Origin of the sequence: Pseudomonas fluorescens (assembly GCF_000967965.1) — a bacterium.
Lineage (GTDB): Bacteria > Pseudomonadota > Gammaproteobacteria > Pseudomonadales > Pseudomonadaceae > Aquipseudomonas > Aquipseudomonas grandcourensis.
This window is the reverse complement of record NZ_LACC01000011.1, coordinates 302540-325991: the sequence shown is the minus strand read 5'-3', so window position 1 is coordinate 325991 and position 23452 is coordinate 302540. Positions and strand designations below refer to the sequence as shown.

18 protein-coding genes are annotated in these 23452 nt (G+C 60.1%); 7 read left to right on the top strand and 11 right to left on the bottom strand.

The genetic code is table 11. The features are described 5' to 3' along the window. Positions 1-41 precede the first annotated feature (41 nt). Positions 42-854, bottom strand: coding sequence for a bifunctional DNA-formamidopyrimidine glycosylase/DNA-(apurinic or apyrimidinic site) lyase (gene mutM, locus VC35_RS08500; RefSeq protein ID WP_046039201.1), 813 nt, complete (start codon positions 852-854; stop codon positions 42-44). 42 nt (positions 855-896) lie between these two features. Next, entirely contained in the window at positions 897-1766 is an 870-nt protein-coding gene (locus tag VC35_RS08495; RefSeq protein WP_046039199.1) for an HDOD domain-containing protein, read from the bottom strand. A 153-nt stretch (positions 1767-1919) separates the two neighbouring features. Here VC35_RS08495 and VC35_RS08490 point away from each other — a divergent pair, with 153 nt between their 5' ends. The 4 genes from VC35_RS08490 (at position 1920) to ilvD (ending at position 7865) form a co-directional block, all read left to right on the top strand. Next, positions 1920-3116 carry a class I SAM-dependent rRNA methyltransferase gene (locus VC35_RS08490; RefSeq protein ID WP_046039197.1) on the top strand — a complete coding sequence of 399 codons (1197 nt, stop codon included), beginning with the start codon at positions 1920-1922 and terminating at the stop codon, positions 3114-3116. Between the two features lie 383 nt (positions 3117-3499). Then, the gene (locus VC35_RS08485; protein ID WP_046039196.1) at positions 3500-4606 is read left to right on the top strand and encodes a SagB family peptide dehydrogenase; all 1107 of its coding nucleotides are present in this window, start codon (positions 3500-3502) and stop codon (positions 4604-4606) included. A gap of 2 nt (positions 4607-4608) precedes the next feature. Next, positions 4609-5805 carry an MFS transporter gene (locus VC35_RS08480; protein WP_046039194.1) on the top strand — a complete coding sequence of 399 codons (1197 nt, stop codon included), beginning with the start codon at positions 4609-4611 and terminating at the stop codon, positions 5803-5805. A gap of 218 nt (positions 5806-6023) precedes the next feature. After that, positions 6024-7865, top strand: coding sequence for a dihydroxy-acid dehydratase (ilvD, locus tag VC35_RS08475; protein WP_046039192.1), 1842 nt, complete (start codon positions 6024-6026; stop codon positions 7863-7865). 206 nt (positions 7866-8071) lie between these two features. Here the strand turns inward: ilvD and VC35_RS08470 are convergent, their stop codons facing one another. Further along, on the bottom strand, positions 8072-9127 hold the full coding sequence (locus VC35_RS08470) for an HAD family hydrolase (protein WP_046039190.1): 1056 nt from the start codon (positions 9125-9127) through the stop codon (positions 8072-8074). Between the two features lie 254 nt (positions 9128-9381). Between VC35_RS08470 and VC35_RS08465 the strand changes: the two genes are divergently transcribed. Continuing rightward, positions 9382-10773, top strand: coding sequence for an L-cystine transporter (locus VC35_RS08465; RefSeq protein WP_046039188.1), 1392 nt, complete (start codon positions 9382-9384; stop codon positions 10771-10773). A gap of 150 nt (positions 10774-10923) precedes the next feature. Here the strand turns inward: VC35_RS08465 and VC35_RS08460 are convergent, their stop codons facing one another. Continuing rightward, on the bottom strand, positions 10924-11436 hold the full coding sequence (locus tag VC35_RS08460; protein ID WP_046039186.1) for a dihydrofolate reductase: 513 nt from the start codon (positions 11434-11436) through the stop codon (positions 10924-10926). An 85-nt stretch (positions 11437-11521) separates the two neighbouring features. Between VC35_RS08460 and VC35_RS08455 the strand changes: the two genes are divergently transcribed. After that, entirely contained in the window at positions 11522-12892 is a 1371-nt protein-coding gene (locus VC35_RS08455; RefSeq protein ID WP_046039184.1) for a DUF2868 domain-containing protein, read from the top strand. Then, positions 12885-14261 (top strand): GTPase/DUF3482 domain-containing protein, encoded by a 1377-nt coding sequence (locus VC35_RS08450; protein ID WP_046039182.1) that lies wholly within the window; start codon positions 12885-12887, stop codon positions 14259-14261. Before VC35_RS08455 ends, VC35_RS08450 begins: the two co-directional genes overlap by 8 nt. A 133-nt stretch (positions 14262-14394) precedes the next feature. On the opposite strand, the gene VC35_RS08445 is transcribed toward VC35_RS08450, so the two are convergent. From VC35_RS08445 to VC35_RS08415, 7 genes are all read right to left on the bottom strand, one after another. Further along, entirely contained in the window at positions 14395-14952 is a 558-nt protein-coding gene (locus tag VC35_RS08445) for a phosphonate degradation HD-domain oxygenase (RefSeq protein WP_046039180.1), read from the bottom strand. Further along, positions 14952-16085 (bottom strand): TIGR03364 family FAD-dependent oxidoreductase, encoded by a 1134-nt coding sequence (locus VC35_RS08440; RefSeq protein ID WP_046039179.1) that lies wholly within the window; start codon positions 16083-16085, stop codon positions 14952-14954. Before VC35_RS08440 ends, VC35_RS08445 begins: the two co-directional genes overlap by 1 nt. A 143-nt stretch (positions 16086-16228) precedes the next feature. After that, on the bottom strand, positions 16229-17254 hold the full coding sequence (locus VC35_RS08435; protein WP_046039177.1) for a putative 2-aminoethylphosphonate ABC transporter substrate-binding protein: 1026 nt from the start codon (positions 17252-17254) through the stop codon (positions 16229-16231). 38 nt (positions 17255-17292) lie between these two features. Beyond that, the gene (locus tag VC35_RS08430; protein ID WP_046039176.1) at positions 17293-19017 is read right to left on the bottom strand and encodes a putative 2-aminoethylphosphonate ABC transporter permease subunit; all 1725 of its coding nucleotides are present in this window, start codon (positions 19015-19017) and stop codon (positions 17293-17295) included. Continuing rightward, entirely contained in the window at positions 19017-20093 is a 1077-nt protein-coding gene (locus VC35_RS08425) for a putative 2-aminoethylphosphonate ABC transporter ATP-binding protein (protein WP_046039174.1), read from the bottom strand. The genes VC35_RS08430 and VC35_RS08425 overlap by 1 nt, the downstream gene beginning before the upstream one ends. 157 nt (positions 20094-20250) lie before the next feature. Continuing rightward, complete coding sequence (locus VC35_RS08420) at positions 20251-21114, bottom strand: LysR family transcriptional regulator (protein ID WP_046039172.1); 864 nt, start codon at positions 21112-21114, stop codon at positions 20251-20253. A 16-nt stretch (positions 21115-21130) separates the two neighbouring features. Continuing rightward, the gene (locus VC35_RS08415) at positions 21131-23392 is read right to left on the bottom strand and encodes a heavy metal translocating P-type ATPase (protein ID WP_046039171.1); all 2262 of its coding nucleotides are present in this window, start codon (positions 23390-23392) and stop codon (positions 21131-21133) included. Positions 23393-23452: the final 60 nt, after the last annotated feature.

The window sequence follows — 23452 nt, the reverse complement described above, 5'->3', positions numbered from 1 at the left end:
CGCGAAGGCGTCATCAGCCTCACTGAAAATCTAACTGACTTTCAGCTCTGACAACGCGGGCAAAAAACGCTGGCGCGCTGCCCGAGCTTCACTTCCCGCAGGCCCGTGCCACAGACCTTGCAGTGTTCACCGCCACGGCCGTACACGAACAACTCCTGCTGGAAATAACCAGGCTGACCGTCACCACCGATAAAGTCCCGCAGCGTGGTACCGCCGCGCTCGATGGCGGCCGCCAGGATGCGCTTGATCTCGATGGCCAACTTCAAGTAACGCGCACGGGAAATGCTCTTGGCTTCGCGACGCGGATCGATCCCGGCGGCGAACAACGCTTCGGTCGCATAGATATTGCCCACACCCACCACCACCGCGTTATCCATGATGAACGGCTTGACCGCCATCGAACGGCTACGGGACTGCTGGAACAGGCGTTCGCCGTCGAACAGGTCGGTCAGCGGCTCAGGACCCAGGCGGATCAGTAATTCGTGATTGAGTGGGTCAAGGCTCCAGAGCATTGCGCCAAAGCGCCGCGGGTCGGTGTAGCGCAGGGCCAGGCCCGATTCCAGCTCGATGTCCACATGCTCATGCTTGGCCGCCGGCAGCCCGGCCTCCACCAGCCGCAAATTGCCTGACATGCCCAAATGGCTGATCAAGGTGCCGACTTCGGCATTGATCAGCAGGTACTTGGCGCGCCGCTCCACCAATACGATGCGCTGCCCGGACAACCGCACATCGAGGTCTTCGGGAATAGGCCAGCGCAAGCGCCGCTCACGCACGATCACCCGGCTGACCCGCTGGCCTTCCAGGTACGGCGCGATGCCGCGACGGGTGGTTTCGACTTCTGGCAATTCAGGCATGGTGCTCTCGGCTCAGGTGCATGGCCTGGAAGTTTCCGACACTCAGCGATGAGTGCCGAGGTCGCGGATCGTCTGCTTGAGGGTCTCGAAGTCGTAGTCCGAGAGGCCGACATAATCGAGCACCAGCGGTGCGATGCTGTTCCACTCGTGATCGTCGGTCTGATTGCCCAGCACCCGGTACGACGCGCAAATGTGCTCGGCCATTTTCAGGATCGCCAACAGGTTCTTCAACGAACTGTTGCGCGAAGATTCATCGCTGAATATCGCCAGGGCATTGTGATGATTGGCGATCGCCGCACTCACGTGTTCCGGCAGGCGCCAGGACTTGGCCGTGTAATACCCGACCACCGAGTGATTGGTATTGAACACCTGATTCTCCGTATCCACCACCCGGTATTCGGCGCTGGCGTTGGCATAGGCCTGCTCCAGAACGCCCATATAGTCGGGGAACCGCTGGAGCATCAAGGGCACGCCGCAGTCATGGAACAGGCCCAGGGCATACGCTTCATCGCCATTTTCAACGCCGATGCGCTTGGCCAGGGTCAGGCAGGTCATCGCCACGTCCTGAGCGGTGTCCCAGAAACGGTTCAGGGTGACAATGGTGTCGTCGTTCATCTCACCCTTGATCGACTGTGCATTGATCAGGTTGATGATCGAGCGGCTGCCCAGCAGATTCACCGCGCGCTGGATCGAAGCAATCTTGTTGCTCAGCCCGTAATACGGCGAATTGACGATCTTCAGCAGGGAACCGGAAAGTCCCGGATCCTGGGAAATCAGTTTGGCAATGACTTCCAGATCCGGGTCGGGCATGTACTGCTCCATCTGCAAATCCACCATGATTTGCGGCTGGGCCGGTACGCTGATGCCCTGCAGGGCTTGTTGGATCTGTTCGGAAGTCAGCTCTTGGGACATTTGTGCACACTCTGGGTCAGACGGTGATTCTAACCTTTATGAAGTTGGATCCGACATACCAAATCGCATGACAACACTCGCCACATGTCCACTTGCAGGCCAATCCGGGGTCCCAACACGCTATACTCCCGCTCTTTTTTCCGGAGCGACGACATGTCCCTGCCTAGCCTGCGCCTCAAAGCCAACGCCGACCGTCGTCTGCGCAACGGTCACTTGTGGGTCTACAGCAACGAAATCGATGTAGCCGCTACACCTTTGCACGGTTTCAAGGCCGGCGACCAGGCGATCCTCGAAGCCGCCGGCGGCAAGCCGCTGGGCATCGTTGCCATGAGCCCGAACAACCTGATCTGCGCCCGTGTGCTGTCGCGCGACATCAAGTTGCCGCTGGACAAGTCGCTGCTGGTGCATCGCCTGAACGTAGCCCTGTCCCTGCGTGATCGCCTGTTCGACAAGCCGTTCTATCGCCTGGTCTACGGCGACTCCGACCTGCTGCCTGGCCTGGTGGTCGACCGTTTCGGCGACATCCTGGTGGTGCAGATCGCTTCGGCGACCATGGAAGCCCATAAAGACGACGTGATTGCAGCGCTGACCCAAGTGCTCAAGCCAAGCGGCATCCTGTTCAAGAATGACTCCGCCGCCCGTGACGCCGAAGGCCTCACCCGTTACGTCGAAACCGTTTTCGGCCTGGTGCCGGAGTGGGTTGCACTGGAAGAGAACGGCGTGAAATTCGAAGCCCCGGTCATCCAGGGTCAGAAAACCGGCTGGTTCTACGACCACCGCATGAACCGCGCACGCCTGGCACCCTATGCCAAGGGCAAGCGCGTGCTCGACCTCTACAGCTACATCGGCGGCTGGGGCGTGCAGGCTGCCGCGTTCGGCGCCAGTGAAGTGTTCTGTGTCGACGCTTCGGCCTTCGCCCTCGACGGTGTCGAGCGCAACGCCGCACTGAACGGCTTCGCCGAGAAAATGACCTGCATCGAAGGCGACGTGTTCGAAGCCCTCAAAGAGCTGAAAGCCAGCGAAGAGCGTTTCGACGTGATCGTGGCCGACCCGCCGGCGTTCATCAAACGCAAGAAAGACATGAAGAACGGCGAAGGCGCCTACCGCCGCCTGAACGAGCAAGCCATGCGCCTGCTCACCAAGGACGGCATCCTGGTCAGCGCCTCCTGCTCGATGCACCTGCCGGAAGACGACCTGCAGAACATCCTGCTGACCAGCGCCCGCCACCTGGACCGCAATATCCAGATACTTGAGCGCGGCGGTCAGGGTCCGGATCATCCGGTGCATCCGGCTATTGCCGAGACACGGTATATCAAGAGCATTACTTGCCGGTTGTTGCCGAATAGCTAATTGCTGACAGCACTTATATTGATCGTCCGCACTTCAATAGTTCGGACGATCAACTAGCCATCCGAAACCAATACAAAAACCTCAGCCTTATTAAGCATTTACCGATCACGTAAAAGTTATCGGAACAGGACTACTTCACTTCGAGAAACGCCCTACACCATTTCGCTTGACCTCAATCCATCCAGACCTATCATCCAGCTTACCACTTGAATACTTGAGTGGTGGATATCAAAACCTTTACTGGAGATTGAATCATGAAGAAAGTTCAACTTGAGAAAAATCTAGCGGTACACCACCACGCAATGCTTAGCACGCCTAAGTAATCACTCAGGAAAAGCCGGGCAGAATACCTTCTGTCCGGCTTTTAAAAAGAGGGATGCCGTATGCAACTGAACCCCTATATTTTTTTACTACCCAAGCCTCCCCGGCTTTTCATCTGGAACTATAAAACCCATGAGCAATTCGAAATCGACAGTTCTCACGCAGGTCGATTAATTGAGCTTATCGAGCAAACAACACTATTTGATAAATGCCACCCAATTGACACTGAATTTTTTGAAGCCGGTATATTCGTCGAACAGGACTTACCTCCAGATGACTGGCAATGGGATGACCTTTCGAAGATTTTTCACATCGGAACCAAAGACCTTGGTGCTGGCAATACCCCAACGAACACAAAGGAATGGGCTGATCGTTACTTCGCTCATTGTCAGGAGGCGCTGAGTCGAGAGCCCCCACCACCTCACCCATTCGCCCACCTCCAGCGTGAGAACCTGCTCTGCCTGCCACCCCCGACTGACAATAGGGCATTAGACGGGCATACCGGATTCAAGCAAGTCTTGTTGCAGCGGAAAACATGCCGTTCCTTTCGGAAAAAAAGCGTGTCGCTGAATGATGTCAGTACGCTTCTCTACTTTTGTCTCGGTTACCTGAAGGAGCGAGAGTCGGATACCTGTGAACTGACTCCGGGCATGTTCAATGCACGGCGCAGCAGCCCGTCAGGTGGTGGACTGAACGCCAGCGAAGGATATTTATATGCTTATAACGTCCAAGGGCTCGACCCTGGGATTTATTACTATCACCCGAACTTGCATGCTTTAAAGTTATTGAGTCGTTTGAACAGCCCTCTCGGTTCTCTTCTACAAGGCCAACACTTTGCCGACAACATTCCTTTTGGAATATTCCTTACTTCGCGCCTCGATAAAATGTGGTGGAAATACCCTCACTCGCAAGCCTATCGGGTTTCACTACTAGAGATCGGCCACATTTCGCAAACTATACAACTGTGTGCAACATCACTTGGATTGAATACTTGGCTAACCGCTGCCCTGACCGAATCAAAAATAGAAAAACTTATAAAACTGGACGACCTATCAGAACAAGTATTTCTTTTTATAGGTGCTGGACACAGCAAGGGAGAGACATTGTGTGAGGAACTACAAAGCTTACTGAACAAAAATACCCCACCAGTAAACCCCGGAAACCCATAAAAATGTCAGAGCACTCAAGCGCCAGGATAAGCGATAACATCACAGGTCAAAAAATCTCCCGATTCATTCTTATTACCAATATTTCGTTAATCAGCTTTTTCCCACTCAACATCCTGCTTCCCTCTTTCCCGGCCTTGGCGCTGGAATTCAATACATCAATGGTTGATATCGCGTTTGCGGTCAGCTTGTTCACACTGGTTTTTTCTTTCGCGCAACTGGTCACCGGCCCCCTTTCGGACAAATGGGGGCGTAAGGAAGTGCTGCTTGGATGCCTGATCCTGTGCTCGATAGGTGCGATCGGCTGTACCCAGGCAACGGACTATTCGACTTTTATGGGCTTTCGCGCCGTTCAGGCGTTGGGGTGCGGTTTTTTTGTGCTGGGCCACGCGCTAGTAGAGGACCTGTTCGAAGAAAAGGATCGAGCCCGGGTGCGCATTTATTACATGACCCTGAGCGGGTCATTTGTCGCACTGTCCCCTCTGCTTGGCTCATGGCTGCAAACATCTTTTGGTTGGCAGGGCAGCTTTTATGCGTTTTCCCTGATGGCGCTCGGTATCTTTATCCATGCGCAATCAGAGTTGCCTGCCAGATCAGCCCGAACCGACCACGAAACCACTTCTATTACGTCAACACTGAAAACCATCCTGAACAGCAAAGACTTTGTTCGCTATTGGTGGATCGCCGCGCTGGTCTTCTCCTGTTACTTTGCCCTTATCAGCGTGACGCCGCTGATTTTCATGGACGTCCTGAAACTGTCTGAATATCAGTATGCGTTGGTTCTGGTGGCTTATGGCGTGGCTTACGTCCTCGGTGGAGCTCTAGCTTCGGCCGCGCAGAAGCGCATTTCCCTCAGCAAACAGATAAACCTCGGATTGAGCCTACTGAGCATCGCCGGTCTGGCTTTAGGGTTGATCCTGATCTTCGACGCAATGACGACGCTCACATTGTTTGTGCCGATGCTAATCAGTGCACTGGCCGTCACCTTGGTTCGGCCAGCAGCCATTTCTGCAGCAATGCTGTTGTTTTCCAGTAATGCCGGAACCGCTGCATCCGCTGGCAATACAATCATGTTCATCACCGCCGCCATCAGCAGCGCTGTGCTAGCCCTGGCAGGAACCCATCTGCTGGTGACAATTGCCGTCAGTTTTATCGGTTTCAGTCTGTGGGGGTTGCTGACAAATGCGAGGGTCGGGCGATGATCAAGCGCCCTACGGCATTCCCTCCAGCCGCCAGCCGTGTAGAATCGCGAACATTCATCGCCAGTCATCCCCGGCGGGTTTATGAGCTCAAGCTGAAGCGCGCGGCGATCCCGCAAAGTTATCGGCAACTTCCGGACACGCGGCCATTTCTGAGTGTTCCAGACGTCAATAGAAGCTCACTTCCCTTTTGATACCTGATTAGCCGCCCGGAGTGCTTCATGCCTGATTACCGCTCGAAAACATCCACCCACGGCCGCAACATGGCCGGTGCCCGCGCACTGTGGCGCGCCACGGGGATGAAAGATGACGACTTCAAGAAGCCGATCATCGCCATTGCCAACTCCTTTACCCAGTTCGTACCGGGTCACGTGCACCTCAAGGACCTGGGCCAACTGGTCGCCCGCGAGATCGAACGCGCTGGCGGCGTGGCGAAGGAATTCAACACCATCGCTGTCGATGACGGCATCGCCATGGGCCACGACGGCATGCTCTATTCGCTGCCGAGCCGCGAAATCATCGCCGACTCCGTCGAGTACATGGTCAACGCCCACTGCGCCGATGCGATCGTCTGCATTTCCAACTGCGACAAGATCACCCCCGGCATGCTGATGGCGTCCCTGCGCCTGAACATCCCGGTGATCTTCGTCTCCGGCGGCCCGATGGAAGCCGGCAAGACCAAACTCGCTTCCCACGGCCTCGACCTGGTCGACGCCATGGTGATCGCCGCCGACTCCAGCGCTTCTGACGAGAAAGTCGCCGAGTACGAGCGCAGCGCCTGCCCGACCTGCGGTTCGTGCTCCGGCATGTTCACCGCCAACTCGATGAACTGCCTGGTCGAAGCCCTGGGTCTGGCATTGCCGGGCAACGGTTCGACCCTGGCCACCCACAGTGACCGCGAGCAGTTGTTCCTGCAGGCCGGCCGCACCATCGTCGAGCTGTGCAAGCGCTACTACGGCGAGAACGACGAGTCGGTACTGCCGCGCAACATCGCCAACTTCCAGGCGTTCGAAAACGCCATGACCCTGGACATCGCCATGGGCGGTTCCACCAACACCATCCTGCACTTGCTGGCCGCTGCCCAGGAAGCCGAGATCGATTTCGACCTGCGCGACATCGACCGTCTGTCCCGTCACGTGCCGCAACTGTGCAAGGTCGCGCCGAACATCCAGAAGTACCACATGGAAGATGTGCACCGTGCCGGCGGCATCTTCAGCATCCTCGGTTCGCTGGCCCGTGGCGGCTTGCTGCACACCCAGCTGCCGACCGTGCACAGCCGCAGCATGGAAGAAGCCATCGCCAAGTGGGACATCACCCAGACCACCGACGAAGCCGTGCACCACTTCTTCAAAGCCGGTCCTGCGGGCATCCCGACGCAAACCGCGTTCAGCCAGTCGACCCGTTGGGAAACCCTGGACGACGACCGTGAAAACGGCTGCATCCGCAGTGTCGAGCACGCTTACTCGCAAGAAGGCGGCCTGGCCGTTCTCTACGGCAACATCGCCCTGGACGGCTGCGTGGTGAAAACCGCTGGCGTCGACGAGTCGATCCACGTGTTCGAAGGCAATGCCAAGATCTTCGAAAGCCAGGACAGCGCTGTGCGCGGCATCCTCGCCGACGAAGTGAAGGAAGGCGACATCGTCATCATTCGCTACGAAGGCCCGAAAGGCGGCCCGGGCATGCAGGAAATGCTCTACCCGACTTCGTACCTGAAATCCAAAGGCCTGGGCAAAGCTTGCGCCCTGCTCACCGATGGCCGTTTCTCCGGCGGTACTTCCGGTCTGTCCATCGGCCATGCTTCGCCTGAAGCCGCTGCCGGTGGTGCAATCGGTCTGGTGCAGGACGGCGACAAGGTGCTGATCGACATCCCGAACCGCTCGATCAACCTGTTGGTCAGCGACGAAGAACTGGCTACACGCCGGGTTGAGCAGGACAAGAAAGGCTGGAAACCGGTGGAAGTGCGTCCACGCAAAGTGACCACCGCGCTGAAAGCCTACGCCCTGCTGGCCACCAGTGCCGACAAGGGTGCTGTGCGTAACAAGGCGATGCTTGACGGGCTGTAAGGCTTAACCGTCGAACATGAAAATGCCCCGCCATGTGCGGGGCATTTTTTTGTTTGCGAAGCGGGATTGGCAGTGGATACAACTGTGAATGTGACGCCGCCATCGCGGGCAAGCCCGCTCCCACAGGATCTTCAGAGTCCACACAATTTGTGCTTCACCCAGAACCTTGTGGGAGCGGGCTTGCCCGCGATTGGAGCGCCTCGGTCTTACTGGATGTCTTCCGGCTTCACGATCACCCAGTTCTTGTCAGCCGTCACCGTCAACCCTTCCTTGGCCTGGGCCGCAGCGTTCTTGGCCATCATGCCCTGGATCTGGGCCATGTACTTGTCCTTGCGGTTGACCCACAGGTGGATGCCGCCCTTGGCCACGTCAACACTGTGGAACAGCATGTAACCGTCACTGGTCGGGGTATCGCCGCCAACCAGCACCGGTTTTTTCCATTCATCGATGTAGGTCAGGATCGCCGCCTGCTTGCCGGCCATCCAGGTCGCCGGGGTCCACAGGTACGGGGTCAGTTCGAGGCCGAGGTTGGCCTTCTCGTCATACTTGCCGGCGGTGACCTGCTTGCGCGCGGTGGTCAGCTCGCCAGTCTTCGGGTCCTTCAGCAACAGCGACACGCCGATCACGTTCTGCGGCTTGACGTTGTAGCCGTACTTCGGATCGGCCGCGACCATGCGCACCAGCTCTTCGGAGGCGGCGGTCATCACGTAGACCTCGATGCCGTTCTCCATCAACTTGTTGTACAGCTCTTGCTGGCCGGTGAAGATCTTCGGCGGGTTGACGTCGAGCTTCTTGACCACGTCGCCTTCGTAATAAGTCGCTGGCACCGGTTTGCCCGACGCCATCATCTCGTCGACATAGCCCTTGAGTTCCTTGAGCGTAAAGCCGGAGAACACCTGGGCGACCCATGGATAGCAAACCATGTCGTCGACTTCGCAGAGGCGGTAGTAATAGCTGAACAGGCTTTCCTTGTGGTCGGCGGTGTCCTTGAACGGCATCAGTTTCAGGGAGGGATCGAGCTTGTCGCGGGTGATCAGGCCCTTGTTCTCCATGAACGGTAGCAACGACTCTTCGAGGTCGTAGCGGTAACTGGTGTTGTCCATGTCGAACACCGCGTAGTTACCTTTGTTAGCGTTGGCGGCGATCATCGCCTCCAGCGCCTTGGCCTGATCGGCGGGCCAGTGTTTCAGATCCGTTGCAAGCACCTGGCCGGCAAGGCCCAGGCAAAGTGCTGCTGCCAGCAATTTCGGTGCGAACTTCATTGGCATGCTTCCCTTATAAAAAGACCCTGAATGAAAGAGATCGACGCTAACAAATAAGTGTGACAGTCCTCGTCTGTCAGCGACCGCCTGCGTCCCTTTCGCGCCAGGTGCATTTCTGACAGCGACATCCGCTTATTCCAAAAACGACGGAGACCATACGTTTTTGATATTAATTCATTAGTTTTCAAGCTGTTAGGCTTGCCGGTTCGCAGCTGCCCCGGAAGGCAGTTGGCAAAAGTCTAATGGGAGTTCCAATGAATCTGCCGCTGATCCTCAATCTGCTGGTGTTCCTCGCCCTGCTCCTGGGCTTGGCGCAAACCCGCCACACCACTTGGAGTCTGGCGAAAAAAGTCCTGCTCGCACTGGTGCTGGGCGTGGCGTTCGGTGTGGCGCTGCACACTGTCTACGGTGCCGGCAACCCGGTGCTGAAAGCCTCGATTGGTTGGTTCGATCTGGTGGGCAACGGTTACGTGCAGTTGCTGCAAATGATCGTGATCCCGCTGGTGTTCGCCTCGATCCTCAGTGCCGTGGCCCGCCTGCACAACGCCTCATCGCTGGGCAAAATCAGCTTCCTGACCATCGGCACGCTGCTGTTCACCACGGCCATCGCGGCCTTGATCGGTATCGGCCTGACCAACCTGTTCGGCCTGACCGCCGAAGGCCTGGTGGCCGGCACCCAGGAAATGGCGCGCCTGCAAACCATCCAGACCGATTACGCCGGCAAGGTCGCCGACCTGAATGTGCCGCAACTGTTGTTGTCGTTCATTCCGCAAAACCCGTTCGCCGATCTGGCGCGGGCCAAGCCGACGTCGATTATCAGCGTGGTGATTTTCGCGGCGTTCCTGGGTGTCGCGGCCCTGCAATTGCTCAAGGATGATGCCGAGAAAGGTCAGAAAGTGATCAACGCCATCGACACCCTGCAAGCCTGGGTGATGCGCTTGGTCCGTCTGGTGATGAAGCTGACCCCGTACGGCGTGCTGGCGCTGATGACCAAAGTCGTCGCCGGTTCGAACCTGCAAGACATCATCAAGCTCGGCAGTTTTGTCGTGGTGTCCTACATCGGCCTGGGCCTGATGTTTGTGGTGCATGGCGTGCTGGTGTCGGCCGCCGGGATCAATCCGCTGCGCTTCTTCCGCAAGATCTGGCCGGTGCTGACGTTTGCCTTCACCAGCCGCTCCAGCGCTGCGACGATTCCGTTGAGCATTGAAGCGCAGACCAGTCGCCTGGGCATTCCGCAGTCCATCGCCAGTTTCGCCGCTTCGTTTGGCGCAACCATTGGCCAGAACGGTTGTGCCGGCCTGTACCCGGCGATGTTGGCGGTGATGGTGGCGCCGACTGTGGGCATCAACCCGCTGGACCCGCTGTGGATCGCGACTTTGGTGGCGATTGTGACGCTGAGCTCGGCCGGTGTGGCCGGGGTGGGTGGCGGCGCGACGTTTGCGGCGTTGATCGTGCTACCGGCGATGGGTTTGCCGGTGTCACTGGTGGCGTTGCTGATTTCGGTCGAGCCGCTGATTGATATGGGGCGTACGGCGTTGAATGTCAGTGGCTCGATGACGGCGGGGGCGATTACCAGTCAGGTGATGCAGCAGACTGATAAAGAACTGCTGGATGCGGATGAGCATTCGGCGTTGGCGCAGGCTTAACGATCGAACAACTTTGTGGCGAGGGAGCTTGCTCCCGCTGGGTCGCGAAGCGGCCCCAGTGTGGCCTGATGCAATCTTTCAGTAAGCATGCAGTGCAGGGTTTTGGGGCTGCTGCGCAGCCCAGCGGGAGCAAGCTCCCTCGCCACAGGTTTAGGCTTTCTCCCAGACTTCAAAGTTGTACGCCGGTTTGTCGCCTTCCGCCGGATTCGGCACATTCGACACCAGTTTCCACTGGTTCAAATCAAACTCCGGAAACCACGCATCCCCTTCCGGGCTCAACGCCACGCGGGTCAGGTACAACCGATCAGCCTGCGCCAGCCCTTGCGCATACAACTGCGCACCGCCAATCAACATCAGCTCATCGACGCCCTGCTCTTTTGCCCACTCTTCAGCGCGAGCTACAGCAGCTTCCAGCGACGGATAAACCTCCGCGCCTTCCAGCAGCAGACCCACCTGACGGCTGACCACGATGTTCAAGCGGCCCGGCAGCGGGCGACCGAGGGAGTCCCAGGTCTTGCGCCCCATGATGATCGGCTTGCCGAGCGTGGTGGCCTTGAAATATTTGAAGTCCCCCGGCAAGTGCCAGGGCATGCTGTTGTCGACGCCGATCACACGGTTTTCACCGAGGGCTGCGATCAGGCTGAGAGGGAGTGATTTAGTCATGCCGGCGAGGATACCAGAGCCTCGCTTTCGCCGATAAGCGTCACAGCGGTTATGCTCACAGCTCATTTAAGCGACGGGATGCCGCGTGACTGAACTGAATAACCTCTGGCTGACAGAAACCATCCGCCTGCGCGAAGAGTACGCAGGTCCCTTGGAAGACCTTGAAGCCAACCGACTGGCCCGCAGCGCCGGCGGCGATTTGCCGTTGCGCATTCAACGCCGAGCCCTGTGGCTGGCCGAGCGCGATGGCCTGGCCGATGCCCTGAAACACTGGCTGCAAGGCGCGCGACTGGCACTGATCGTCATGGCGGTGCTGGCGGTGATCAGCGGCGCCGGCCTGGCCTTTGCCGCCATGGGCGATGGCCTGCACCCGGTGAATGTGTTCTGGGCCTTGGGCAGCCTGCTCGGGCTCAACCTGATCCTGCTGCTGAGCTGGGCCCTGGGCCTGGTGTTTGCCGGCGAACACGGCGCCAGCCTCGGGCGACTGTGGCTGTGGCTAAGTGAAAAACTCGCCCGGGACGCCAAGGCCGCACAACTGGCGCCGGCCCTGCTGTTATTGCTGCAACGCCAGAAGCTCAATCGCTGGGCCATCGGCGTACTGGTCAACAGCCTGTGGTTGCTGGCGATGCTCAGCGCGCTGGTGATCCTGCTGACGTTGATGGCGACCCGACGCTATGGCTTCGTCTGGGAAACCACCATTCTCAGCGCCGACACCTTTATCGCCGTCACTCAGGCCCTTGGTGCGCTGCCGGCCCTGCTCGGTTTCAGCGTGCCCACCGAGGAGATGATCCGCGCCAGTGGCGACGCCGCCCTGAACATCGAAAGCGCCCGCCAGGCTTGGGCCGCTTGGCTGGTGGGCGTTCTGCTGGTCTACGGCGTTTTGCCGCGCCTGCTGCTCGCGCTGTTTTGCCTATGGCGCTGGAAGATGGGGCAAACAGCGCTGCGTCTGGATTTGAACCTGCCCGGTTACGCACAGCTACGCGAACGCTTGATGCCCACCAGCGAACGCCTCGGCATCAGCGATGCGGCGCCTGAGCAACTGCATCGCATGGAAAGCGGTGTCAGCGAACAACAAAGTGATGGTGCTCTATTGGTCGCCATCGAGCTGGACGACGACCGCCCGTGGCCACCGCAATTGCCGAAAAACGTCAGCAACGCCGGCATCCTCGACAGCCGCGAATCGCGACACAAACTCCTCGAACAACTGAGCCGCTTCCCTCCGGCGCGCTTGGCCATTGCGTGCGATCCGCGGCGCTCGCCGGATCGCGGCAGCCTGGCGCTGATCGCCGAACTGGCCCGCAGCGCCAGCGCCACCCGCGTGTGGTTGTTGCAGGCGCCCCCCGGTGAAGCGCTGGACGCCGAACGCCTGGGCGACTGGCACGTGGCGCTGCAACAGCTTGAGCTACCGTTTGCCGATTGCGCACCGATGAGCTGGCTGGAGTCCGGTCATGACTGACGCCTGGAAGCAGCCCCTGAAACTCGCCGTGGTCGGCCACACCAACGTCGGCAAAACCTCGTTGCTGCGCACCCTGACCCGCGACGTCGGCTTCGGTGAAGTGTCCCATCGCCCCAGCACCACGCGACACGTCGAAGGCGCACGATTGTCGGTGGACGGTGAGCCCTTGCTCGATCTCTACGACACCCCGGGCCTGGAAGACGCCATCGCCCTGCTCGACTACCTTGAACGCCTGGAGCGTCCCGGCGAACGCCTCGACGGCCCGGCGCGGCTGGCGCGCTTCCTTGAGGGCAGCGAAGCCCGGCAACGCTTCGAACAGGAAGCCAAGGTGCTGCGCCAGTTACTGGCGTCGGACGCCGGGCTCTACGTGATCGACGCCCGAGAGCCGGTGCTGGCCAAGTATCGCGACGAGCTGGAGGTGCTGGCCAGTTGCGGCAAACCCTTGCTGCCGGTGCTGAATTTCGTCAGCAGCGCCAACCATCGCGAACCGGCCTGGCGGGAAGCACTGGCACGGCTGGGCTTGCATGCCTTGGTACGCTTCGACAGCGTCGCGCCGCCGGAGGATGGTGAGCGTCGACTCTATGAAAGTCTCGCCCTGTTGCTGGAGTCTGCCCGGCCGCAACTCGAACGCCTGATCGCCGATCAGCAAGCCCAGCGTCTGGCTCGCCAACAAAGCGCAGAGCGATTGATTGCCGAATTACTGATCGATTGCGCGGCCTGCCGACGCAGCGTGGTCAGTGAAGCCGAGCAGGAACAAAAGGCGATCAGCGAACTGCGCAAAGCCGTACGCCAGCGTGAGCAGCGTTGCGTCGAGGCCCTGCTCAAGCTCTATGCCTTCCGCCCACAGGATGCCGCTGCCAGTGATTTGCCGCTGCTCGACGGCCGTTGGGGCGATGACCTGTTCAACCCGGAAACCCTGAAGCAACTGGGCGTGCGGGTCGGCGGCGGAATCGCCGCGGGTGCTGCCGCCGGGGCAGGGGTTGATCTGCTGGTCGGTGGCATCACCCTCGGCGCCGCCGCACTGGCCGGGGCCATCGCCGGCGGCGCGCTGCAAACCGCGCGCAGTTATGGCAGCCGCTTGCTGGGCAAGATCAAGGGCCAGCGCGAATTGACGGTGGATGACAACGTGCTGCGCCTGTTGGCGCTGCGCCAGCGGCAATTGCTGCAAGCACTCAATGCCCGTGGGCACGCAGCGATGGACAGTATTCAGGTGGCCACGCCACGGGATAAAAGCTGGCGCGAAGGCAAACTGCCTGAGGCGCTGAACAAAGCGCGGGCGCATCCGCAGTGGTCGTCGCTCAATCCTCATCCCAAATTGAATCAGGCGGAGCGGCAGGAGCAGGTTGAGGGGTTGGCGCAGCAGCTGTAGTCACCTGAACATTTGTGTTGTTTTAACTGACGCCATCGCGAGCAGGCTCGCTCCTACAGGGGATTTGTGTCGATCACAGATCCAGTGTGGGAGTGAGCCTGCTCGCGATGGCAGCAACTCGGTATCACTGGCTTTACGCCGCCAACAGCCGTACCGCTTTGCCCTTCATCACCGCCAGATCAATCACCGGCACATGCATCTCTTTCGCCAGTTCATCCCACTGGCGCATGCGCAAGCTCACGGCACACAGCGGGTCCTGCTCGAACGCCTCGGCCTCTTCAGCCGTCATCACCCCGCCCTGATATTCCAGGGTTCGGCGACTGGCTTCACTCAAGCGCTCGTAGTATCCCGCCTCCTTGAGTGTCAGGTAACGCTTGGCCTGCACGTGGTATTCGACAAGCCGTGCCATGCGCTCGCTGAATCCGGCGCGGCGAAGGTAGTCGGCACCGAGCCGTTCATGGCTGACCACACCGAAGCCGCCCATGCTCTCCACGCTTTCGGCGCAGATATGCCCGATGTCGTGAAAGAAAGCCGCCAGAATTACTTCATCGTCGAAGCCTTCGGCCATGGCCAGCTCCGCCGCCTGGGACATGTGCTCGATCTGCGACACCGGCTCACCGATGTAGTCGCTGTCACCGAAGAGCTCGTACAAACCGAACACCTCGGCAATCACTTGTTCATTACGCTCCATCAGATTTCCCCCAATACCGTGGCAACGTTGCGCTCAGCCATTGCCGGCCCGACGCTCATGCCGACACCGGTGTGCATCAACGCCACGCTCAGGCCTTTTGCCGGGCGCAGGAACGAGAACGGTCCCGGCCCCCGTGAACCATAGACCCCCTGCCAGCGTTCGACCACTTGCACCTTGCAGCCCAGGGTCTGCTCGGCCAGTTCGATCATCCAGTCGTCGACCTGCTCGGCATTGAAGGGTGACGGATCGCTGCCGTAATGGTGCGAATCACCAATGATCAATTCGCCATAGGGCGTCGGGCTGATCAGCAGGTGGATACCGTTTTCGTGCAGGTGCGGTGCGTACTGCAGAATTTCTGCCTGCACCGCCGCAGCTTCCGGCAAATCGGCGAAGGCGCCGTAGTGCACGCAGCTCAAACCGGTGAGCAACGCGTGTTGCAGGTTGAGGTTGATTTGCGGTCGGGCACGGAGCATTTGCAGGCGGCAGATTTGCGGCTCGAGTTCGGCGATCTGTTCGGCCAGCAAGGTCTGATAATCGTGGCCGGAGCAGACGATGATCTGTTCGGCGCTGAAGCTGCCGGCGGTGCTGTGCAGGCGCCCCGGCTCGATATCGCGCACCAGGGTAGAGAAGTGAAACTTGACGCCCAGGTCGCGGCGCAGGAAGTCGATCAGCGCCGGAATCGCTTCGCGGGAATACAGCTGCTGGTCGTCCATGCCATGCAAGGCCGCGCGGTGATGGCGGAACTGACCGCCGTACAAATCACGCAGCGCAGCGCCGCGCAGCAGGTCGACGCGGTAACCGTATTCGACGGCGCGGCCCTCGCAGAAGGCTTCCAGCAGTTGCTCTTCCGCTTCGGTGCGGGCGAACAGGTACGAGCCATTGCGCTTGAGTTGCAGGCCGGCGAGCTGCGCCCAATCGCCCCAGATTCCGCGACTGGCGCGGGCCAACTCCAGCATCGGTCCCGGCGGTTGGCCGGTGACCAGTGCCTGGCCGAAGTTACGCACCGAAGCGCCGAGGGGCGTTTCGCTGCGCTCGAAAACCGTGACCTTCAGACCGCGCTTGGCGGCGGCATACGCGTGGGACAAACCCAGGACGCCGGCGCCGACGATCAGCATGTCGTTGTGGTGTGTCATGGAATCTTGTCCTGAATTCGAGACCGCTATCGCGAGCAAGCTCGCTCCCACAGTGATTTGTAGTGGACACAAATTTTGTGACCGCCACAGGACCTGTGGGAGCGAGCTTGCTCGCGATGAGGCCCTGTCAGCCGATGAAGACCTTACTTGGCCGCCACTTTCTCGGACTTGCCGTCATAGCGCTTGCGCCATTCGGTCAGGATCTCGTCGCGGTTCTTCGAAGCCCAGGCGAAGTCGTTCTTGATCAGGCGCTGCTCGTAGTCGGCCGGCAGTTCGGTCTGCGGCTTGGCGATGCCAGGCTGCGCGAGTACGGCGAAGTTTTCTTTGTAGAGATCCATCGCCTCAGGGCTGGCAGAGAAGTCAGCCAGTTTCTTCGCCGCTTCTTCGTGGGCAGTGCCCTTGATCACCGCAGTCGCTTCGATCTCCCAGCCCAGGCCTTCCTTCGGCAGGATGATGTCCAGCGGTGCGCCCTGGCGTTTCAGCTGAACGGCCGGGTACTCGAAGGAAATACCGATCGGGAATTCGCCAGCCGCCGCCAGTTTGCAAGGCTTGGAGCCAGAGTGAACGTACTGGCCGATGTTCTGGTGCAGGCCGTCCATGTAGGCCCAGCCCTGCTTCTCGCCGAAGGTTTGCAGCCAGGCGCTGACGTCAAGGAACCCGGTGCCGGACGAGGCCGGGTTCGGCATGACGATCTTGCCTTTGTACTCAGGCTTGGTCAGATCCTGCCAGCTCACTGGCTTGGTCAGGCCCTGCTTCTCGGCTTCGACGGTGTTGAAGCAGATGGTCGCAGCCCAGACGTCCATGCCGACCCAGGCTGGCGGGTTGGCCGCGTCGCGGTAGTTCGCGCCGATCTTGCCCAGGTCTTTCGGTGCATAGCTTTGCAGCATGCCTTGCTGATCGAGGATCGCCAGGCTTGAAGCGGCCAGGCCCCACACGGCGTCAGCCTGCGGACGGGCTTTTTCGGCCAGCAGTTTGGCGGTGATGATGCCGGTGGAATCACGCACCCATTTGATTTCGACGTCCGGGTTGGCCTTTTCGAAAGCTTCTTTGTAAGTCTTCAGTTGTTCGGCTTCGAGGGCGGTGTACACCGTCAACTCGGTTTTCGCCGCAAAGGCGTTCAGGCTGAAAGCGGTGAGGACAGCAGCGGCCAGGGCCATAGGCTTGAACATGATCTTTTCCTGTTTTTGAGTTGATGGGTTGTGCAGATTCAATGACCGGGCGCGGTCTGGCGCCAAGCCTGGGAGCGGCGCAGCAAGCCGCGCGAGGCCCAGGCCAGCAGCAGGGACACGCCCGCCGAGGTAATCAGGATCAGGGTCGACATCGCTGCCGCACCGCCGACGTTGCCGGCGTCGTCCATGTTCAGCACCGCCACTGCCGCGAGGATGGTGTCGGGGCTGTAGAGGAAGATCGCCGCCGAAACGGTGGTCATGGCCGAGACGAACAGGTAGCGCACGATGTCCAGCAAGGCTGGCAGGCAGATCGGCACGGTGACGCGCAGGTAGTGGCGGTACAGCGGCGCCTTGAGCGACAGCGCAGCGGCTTCGAACTCGGCGTCGAGTTGACGCAGCGCGGTGGTGGCGGTCATTTGCGCGGTGGTCAAATAGTGAGCAATGGTGCAGACGATCAGCAGGGTCATGGTCCCGTACAGCACATGCAGCGGGTTGCCGGTGAGGTTGAAGAAGAAGACGTAACCCAACCCCAGCACCAGGCCCGGCACCGCCATCGGTACGAAGCTGAGCATGCGTAAGGTCAGGTTCAGGCCGCGCTGGCCCTTGGTTTTTTCCATCAGGTAGGCGCCGGTAAAAATCAGCAAGCTGCCGATCATCGCCGTGCCCAGGGCCATCTTCAGGCTGTTGCCGTAGGCCAGCCAGCCACCGCCGGCGGTTTCGTTGAACTGATAATGGTTGAGCGACAGCGACAGGTTGTACGGCCAGAACTTCACCAGGGACGAGAACACCGCCATGCCGAACACCAGCAGCAGCGCGGCGCAGATCAGCAGGACGATGGCCAGGTAGCAGCTGTCGCGCAGCTTCGAAGGCGCGGGTTTGAACACCTGGGCGCGACCGCTCATGGAGTCACCGTGACGACGACGCAACCAGGCATCGACGCCGAAGCTGAACAGCGCCGGCAGCAACAACACCATGCCGATCAAGGCACCGCGACCGAATTGCTGCTGGCCGACCACCGCCTTGTAGGCTTCCAGCGCCAGCACTTGATAGTCGCCACCGACCACCACTGGCACACCGAAGTCAGTGATGGTCAGAGTGAACACCAGGCAGAATGCGGCGAACACGGCCTGACGGGTCGCCGGCCAGGTGATACTGCGGAAGGCTTTTGCAGGACTCGCACCCATGCTGGAGGCCGCGTCGAACAGTCGCGCATCGGCCAGGGACAGGGCCGACAGAAGAATCATCAAGGCGTGTGGGAAGGTGTAGATGACTTCGCCAAGCACAATGCCCCAGAAGCCGTAGATATTGTCTGAGAGCAGGCCACGCAGCATGCCCTGGTTGCCGAACAGGTAAACCAGCGCAATCCCCGGCAGCATCGACGGCGCCATCAATGGCAGAAGCGAAATGCCCCGCCAGATGCCTTTGGCCGGAATCAAGGTGCGTTGCAGCGCGTAGGCAAACAGGTAGGCCAGCGGTACGACAATGGCCGCGACGCTGAGGGATACCTTCAGGCTGTTACCGAGCAACCAGTGGAAGTTTTCGCTGGTCACCAGTTCTTTCGCTGCGACCCAGCCACCGCCCTGCCCGGCCTCGGCGCTGAAACCACGCCAGAAGATCGCCAGCAACGGCATCATTACGGCAACGCCCAACAACACCAGCATGAGGACTTTGCCGCCGACCACGAACAACCGGTCACCGATTTCGGCGCGGGTAGTCTGCCGAACCTGCTTGTACGGCAGCGGCAGCGCGATGTTCGCATTCATCAGGCAAATACCTGCAGGCTGCGCGGAGGCAAGGCGACCATGATCTGCTGGGCGCCAAGGCGTGGCATGGCTTCCGGTGCCAGCTCCGCCAACAACGCATGACCCGGCAACTGATCGAGTTCAAAGCTCATGCGGCAGCGGTTGCCGAGGAAAGTGATTTCACGAACCTTGGCCGGGAACAGGTTTTCCTCGTGCACCAGCGGGTTGACGTTGATCGCTTCCGGACGGCAGAACAAACGGCCCGACGCGGTCTTGGCGCTGCCATCGGCCAGGCGCATGTTCAGCCCGCCGACCTGGGCGTGGCTGTCGCTGCTGCGCTGGAACGGCAACCAGTTACCCTGGCCGACGAACTCTGCCACGAATGGCGTGGCCGGGCGGTTGTAGATTTCCTGCGGCGTGGCGTACTGCTCGACCTTGCCGTTGTTCATCACGGCAATGCGGTCGGCCATCAGCATGGCCTCGTCCTGATTGTGGGTGACCATCAGGGTGGTGATGCCGAGGTTGCGTTGCAGTTGGCGCAATTCGGTGCACAGATGCTCGCGCACCCGGGCATCGAGGGCCGACATCGGTTCGTCCAGCAACAATAGCGAAGGCGCGGGCGCCAGGGCGCGGGCCAATGCCACACGTTGCTGCTGACCACCGGACAACTGGCCCGGGTATTTTTTCTCGCTGCCGGTCAGGCCAACCAGTTCCAGCATCTGACCGACGCGACGGCGCACTTCGTCGCGACCACTGCCGGCGAGGCCGTAGGCAATGTTCGCTTCGACGGTGAGATTGGGGAACAACGCGTAGGACTGGAACAGAATGCCGTAGTCCCGCGCCTGGGGCGCCAGGTGGGAAACGTCGCGATCGCCCAGGTACAACTCGCCGCTGTCCTGCTTCTCCAGACCGGCGATGCAGCGCAGCAAGGTGGTTTTGCCACAGCCCGACGGCCCCAGCAGACACACCAGCTCACCAGCCGCCACGTCGAGGGAAACGTTATCCAGCGCAGTGAAGGCGCCGAAGCGTTTCTGTACACCGCGCACCTTCATCGGTGCGCCGGGGTTGGTCAGGGCAGTTGCGATCGAGTTGTTCATGGACGGATCTCATCTAGCAGATGGGGCCATCCTAGAGTTGTAATGAGTCCGTCATGTGGCAGTAAGGCAAAAACTGCCGATAGTGGTATTCGGGATTTTTGGTTATTGGACAATGACTAACTTGTGGCGAGGGAGCTTGCTCCCTCGCCACAGAGTTCTACACAGGGGCCATTTCCTGCGCCAACCCCAGGAACGCCGCCGGCAGCCGCGCGTTTTTGCGCTCCTTGAGGCAGTACAGGTATTCGGGAATCTGCGGTGCATTCTCGATGGTCAGCACCCGCAGTTGCGGATCATGGGGCACTTCCTGACGGGCAATGATGCTGATGCCGATGTTGCGCAGCACCGCTTCGCGGATCGATTCGCGGCTGCCGATCTCCAGCAGCGGGCCGAAACACACGCTGGCACTGGCCAGCAAATCTTCGGTCAAACGACGGGTGGTCGAGCCCGGTTCGCGCATCAGCAGGGTATGCCCGGCCAAGGCGCCGAGCGGCACGTGATCGTGAACCGCCAGCGGATGATTGCGATGCACCGCCAGCACCAGCGGATCGCTGCCGAGCACCCGGCGAATCAGCCGCGCGTCTTCGAGCAACTGCGACGACGCCGCGACATCGACCCGGTAATCCTCCAGCGCTTCAAGCACCTGTTGGGAATTGCCGATTTCCACCGAAACCTCAACCTGCGGCAGGCGCTCGCGGAAGGTTTTCACCAGGTCGAGGATGTAATACGGCGCCGTGGCGGCAATACGCAATGTGCCCTGGACCTGGCCGCAGTTACGCAGGAAAAACTCGATGTCGGCTTCCTGCTGCATCAGCACCTTGACCATCGGCAGCAGCCGCGCGCCCTCCTCGCTGACGCTGAGACGCCGGCCGCCACGGTAAAACAGTTCGACCGAATACTGACTTTCGAGGTTGCGGATCTGTGTCGTCACCGTCGGCTGGCTCAGGCCAAGCTTTTTGGCAGCCTGGGTAATGCTGCCCAGGCGGGCCACCATGTAAAACGCCTTCAGCTCCGCACTCAGCACAACCGTCCCTCATCCTTTACTTGCGCAGCAGGCGCAAACCGTTGAACACCACCAGCAGACTCACGCCCATGTCGGCGAACACCGCCATCCACATGGTAGCGACCCCGGCGAAGGTTACCCCAAGAAAGATCGCCTTGATGACCAAAGCCAGGGCGATGTTCTGTTTGAGGATGCTCGAAGTCTGCCGCGAAAGGCGAATGAATGCCGGGATTTTGCGCAGATCGTCGTCCATCAGGGCGACATCGGCGGTTTCGATCGCGGTATCGGTGCCTGCAGCGGCCATGGCGAAACCGATCTCGGAACGCGCCAGCGCCGGGGCGTCGTTGATGCCGTCGCCGACCATGCCGACCCGATGCCCCTGGGCATAAAGAGCCTCGATCGACTGCAATTTGTCCCCCGGCAACAGGTCGCCCCTGGCCTCGTCGATACCGACCTGCGCAGCAATGGCCTGGGCGGTGTGGACGTTATCACCGGTGAGCATCAGGGTCTTGATGCCCAGGTCATGCAACTGCCGGATAGCCTCGCGGCTCGATTCCTTTACCGTGTCCGCCACGGCAAACAGCGCCAACGGGCCGGACGAATCGAGCAGCAACACCACCGACTTGCCCTGTTTTTCCAGAGCAAACAGCTTTTCTTCCAGCGCCGGCGAACACAGGCCCAGATCCTCCACCAGACGATGGTTGCCCAGATGATAGAGCTGGCCGTTGATCTCGCCGCGCACCCCGCGCCCGCCCAGCGCTTCGAAGTTATCCACAATCAGCGTCGCGGTCTGGTTATCCACAGCCGCCTTGGCGATGGCCAGGGAAACCGGGTGATCCGAGCGCCCGGCCAGCGCGGCGGCAATGGCGGGCGCCGAGTCGTCGGCGGTCGGGTCCAGCGACAGGTAATCGGTCTGCACCGGTTTGCCGTGGGTAATGGTCCCGGTCTTGTCCAGAGCCAGGTAGTCGAGCTTGTAACCGCCCTCCAGATAGACACCGCCCTTGACCAATATGCCTTTGCGCGCCGCCGCCGCGAGGCCGCTGACGATGGTCACCGGCGTGGAAATCACCAGCGCACACGGACAGGCCACCACCAGCAGCACCAGCGCCCGGTAGATCCAGTCGAACCACAACGCGCCCATGAACATTGGCGGGATCACCGCCACGGCCAGTGCCAGGACGAACACCGCCGGGGTATAGATTTTCGAGAAACTGTCGACGAAACGCTGGGTCGGCGCCCGCGCGCCCTGGGCCTGCTCAACGGCGTGGATAATGCGGGCCAGGGTCGAGTTATCCGCCGCGGCGGTCACCCCGTACTCCAGGGAGCCGGCCTGATTGATGGTCCCGGCGAATACTTTGTCACCGACGGTTTTTTCCACCGGCAGGCTTTCACCGGTGATTGGCGCCTGATCGATGGTCGAGCGACCGGACAGCACTTCACCGTCCAGGCCGATACGCTCGCCGGGACGAACCCGTACCCGCGCGCCGAGCCCAATGGTTTTTACATCCTGCTCAAGCCAGCTTCCGTCAGCCTGCAACACCGTTGCCGTGTCCGGGGTCATCTGCATCAAACCGCCAATGGCATTGCGCGCACGGTCGAGGGATTTGGTTTCGATCAACTCGGCCACGGTGAACAGGAACATCACCATCGCCGCTTCCGGCCACTGGCCGATCAGCACCGCGCCGGTCACGGCAATGCTCATCAGGGCGTTGATGTTCAGGTTGCGGTTTTTAAGGGCGATCCAGCCTTTTTTGTAAGTACCAAGGCCACCACTGAGGATCGAGACCAGTGCGATAACCGCCACCACCCAGTTCGGAGCGAAACCAGTGAAGTGGATAACTTCTGCCAGCAATGCACCAACACCGGACAGGGCCAAGGGCCACCACGGTTTTTTCCGAGGCGCCGGAGTCGGGGTTTCAGCACCCTGGTCCAGCGGTTCGGCCTGCATGCCCAAGGACTTGATGGCCTCGACGATCGGCTCGATACCGGGCAAATCGTGGGTCACGCCGAGCACCCGATTAATCAGATTGAACTCCAACTGCTGTACGCCGGTCAGTTTGCTTAGCTTGTTCTGGATAAGTGCCTGCTCGGTCGGACAGTCCATTGCCTCGATGCGAAAACGACTCAGTCGAGCGCCAATCGTCGGCGATTCACTCAGTTTTACCAGCGCAGGCGCTGCCGCTTTAGATGAGCAACAGGCGTCGCCGTGACCGCCGTGGCCATGTTTTTGCACGGGTTTGAGCTTGTGGCTGTGCTCGTGCTCAGCCCCGGGTTTGTGGGAGTGCAGTGAATCGCTCATTGGTTGCGTCCATAAGAGTACCTGTTGCCAAGTAAAGACCCTGTAGCCACTATAGGGTCA

Excerpts from the sequence above, each read along its gene's own strand:
- VC35_RS08450 (WP_046039182.1), top strand. The coding sequence starts at position 12,885 with ATGACTGACGCCTGGAAGCAGCCCCTGAAACTCGCCGTGGTCGGCCAC.
- VC35_RS08425 (WP_046039174.1), bottom strand. The coding sequence starts at position 20,093 with ATGAACAACTCGATCGCAACTGCCCTGACCAACCCCGGCGCACCGATG.
- VC35_RS08465 (WP_046039188.1), top strand. The coding sequence starts at position 9,382 with ATGAATCTGCCGCTGATCCTCAATCTGCTGGTGTTCCTCGCCCTGCTC.
- VC35_RS08430 (WP_046039176.1), bottom strand. The coding sequence starts at position 19,017 with ATGAATGCGAACATCGCGCTGCCGCTGCCGTACAAGCAGGTTCGGCAG.
- VC35_RS08460 (WP_046039186.1), bottom strand. The coding sequence starts at position 11,436 with ATGACTAAATCACTCCCTCTCAGCCTGATCGCAGCCCTCGGTGAAAAC.
- VC35_RS08440 (WP_046039179.1), bottom strand. The coding sequence starts at position 16,085 with ATGACACACCACAACGACATGCTGATCGTCGGCGCCGGCGTCCTGGGT.
- VC35_RS08435 (WP_046039177.1), bottom strand. The coding sequence starts at position 17,254 with ATGTTCAAGCCTATGGCCCTGGCCGCTGCTGTCCTCACCGCTTTCAGC.
- VC35_RS08495 (WP_046039199.1), bottom strand. The coding sequence starts at position 1,766 with ATGTCCCAAGAGCTGACTTCCGAACAGATCCAACAAGCCCTGCAGGGC.
- ilvD (WP_046039192.1), top strand. The coding sequence starts at position 6,024 with ATGCCTGATTACCGCTCGAAAACATCCACCCACGGCCGCAACATGGCC.
- VC35_RS08490 (WP_046039197.1), top strand. The coding sequence starts at position 1,920 with ATGTCCCTGCCTAGCCTGCGCCTCAAAGCCAACGCCGACCGTCGTCTG.
- VC35_RS08470 (WP_046039190.1), bottom strand. The coding sequence starts at position 9,127 with ATGAAGTTCGCACCGAAATTGCTGGCAGCAGCACTTTGCCTGGGCCTT.
- mutM (WP_046039201.1), bottom strand. The coding sequence starts at position 854 with ATGCCTGAATTGCCAGAAGTCGAAACCACCCGTCGCGGCATCGCGCCG.
- VC35_RS08480 (WP_046039194.1), top strand. The coding sequence starts at position 4,609 with ATGTCAGAGCACTCAAGCGCCAGGATAAGCGATAACATCACAGGTCAA.
- VC35_RS08445 (WP_046039180.1), bottom strand. The coding sequence starts at position 14,952 with ATGGAGCGTAATGAACAAGTGATTGCCGAGGTGTTCGGTTTGTACGAG.
- VC35_RS08485 (WP_046039196.1), top strand. The coding sequence starts at position 3,500 with ATGCAACTGAACCCCTATATTTTTTTACTACCCAAGCCTCCCCGGCTT.
- VC35_RS08415 (WP_046039171.1), bottom strand. The coding sequence starts at position 23,392 with ATGAGCGATTCACTGCACTCCCACAAACCCGGGGCTGAGCACGAGCAC.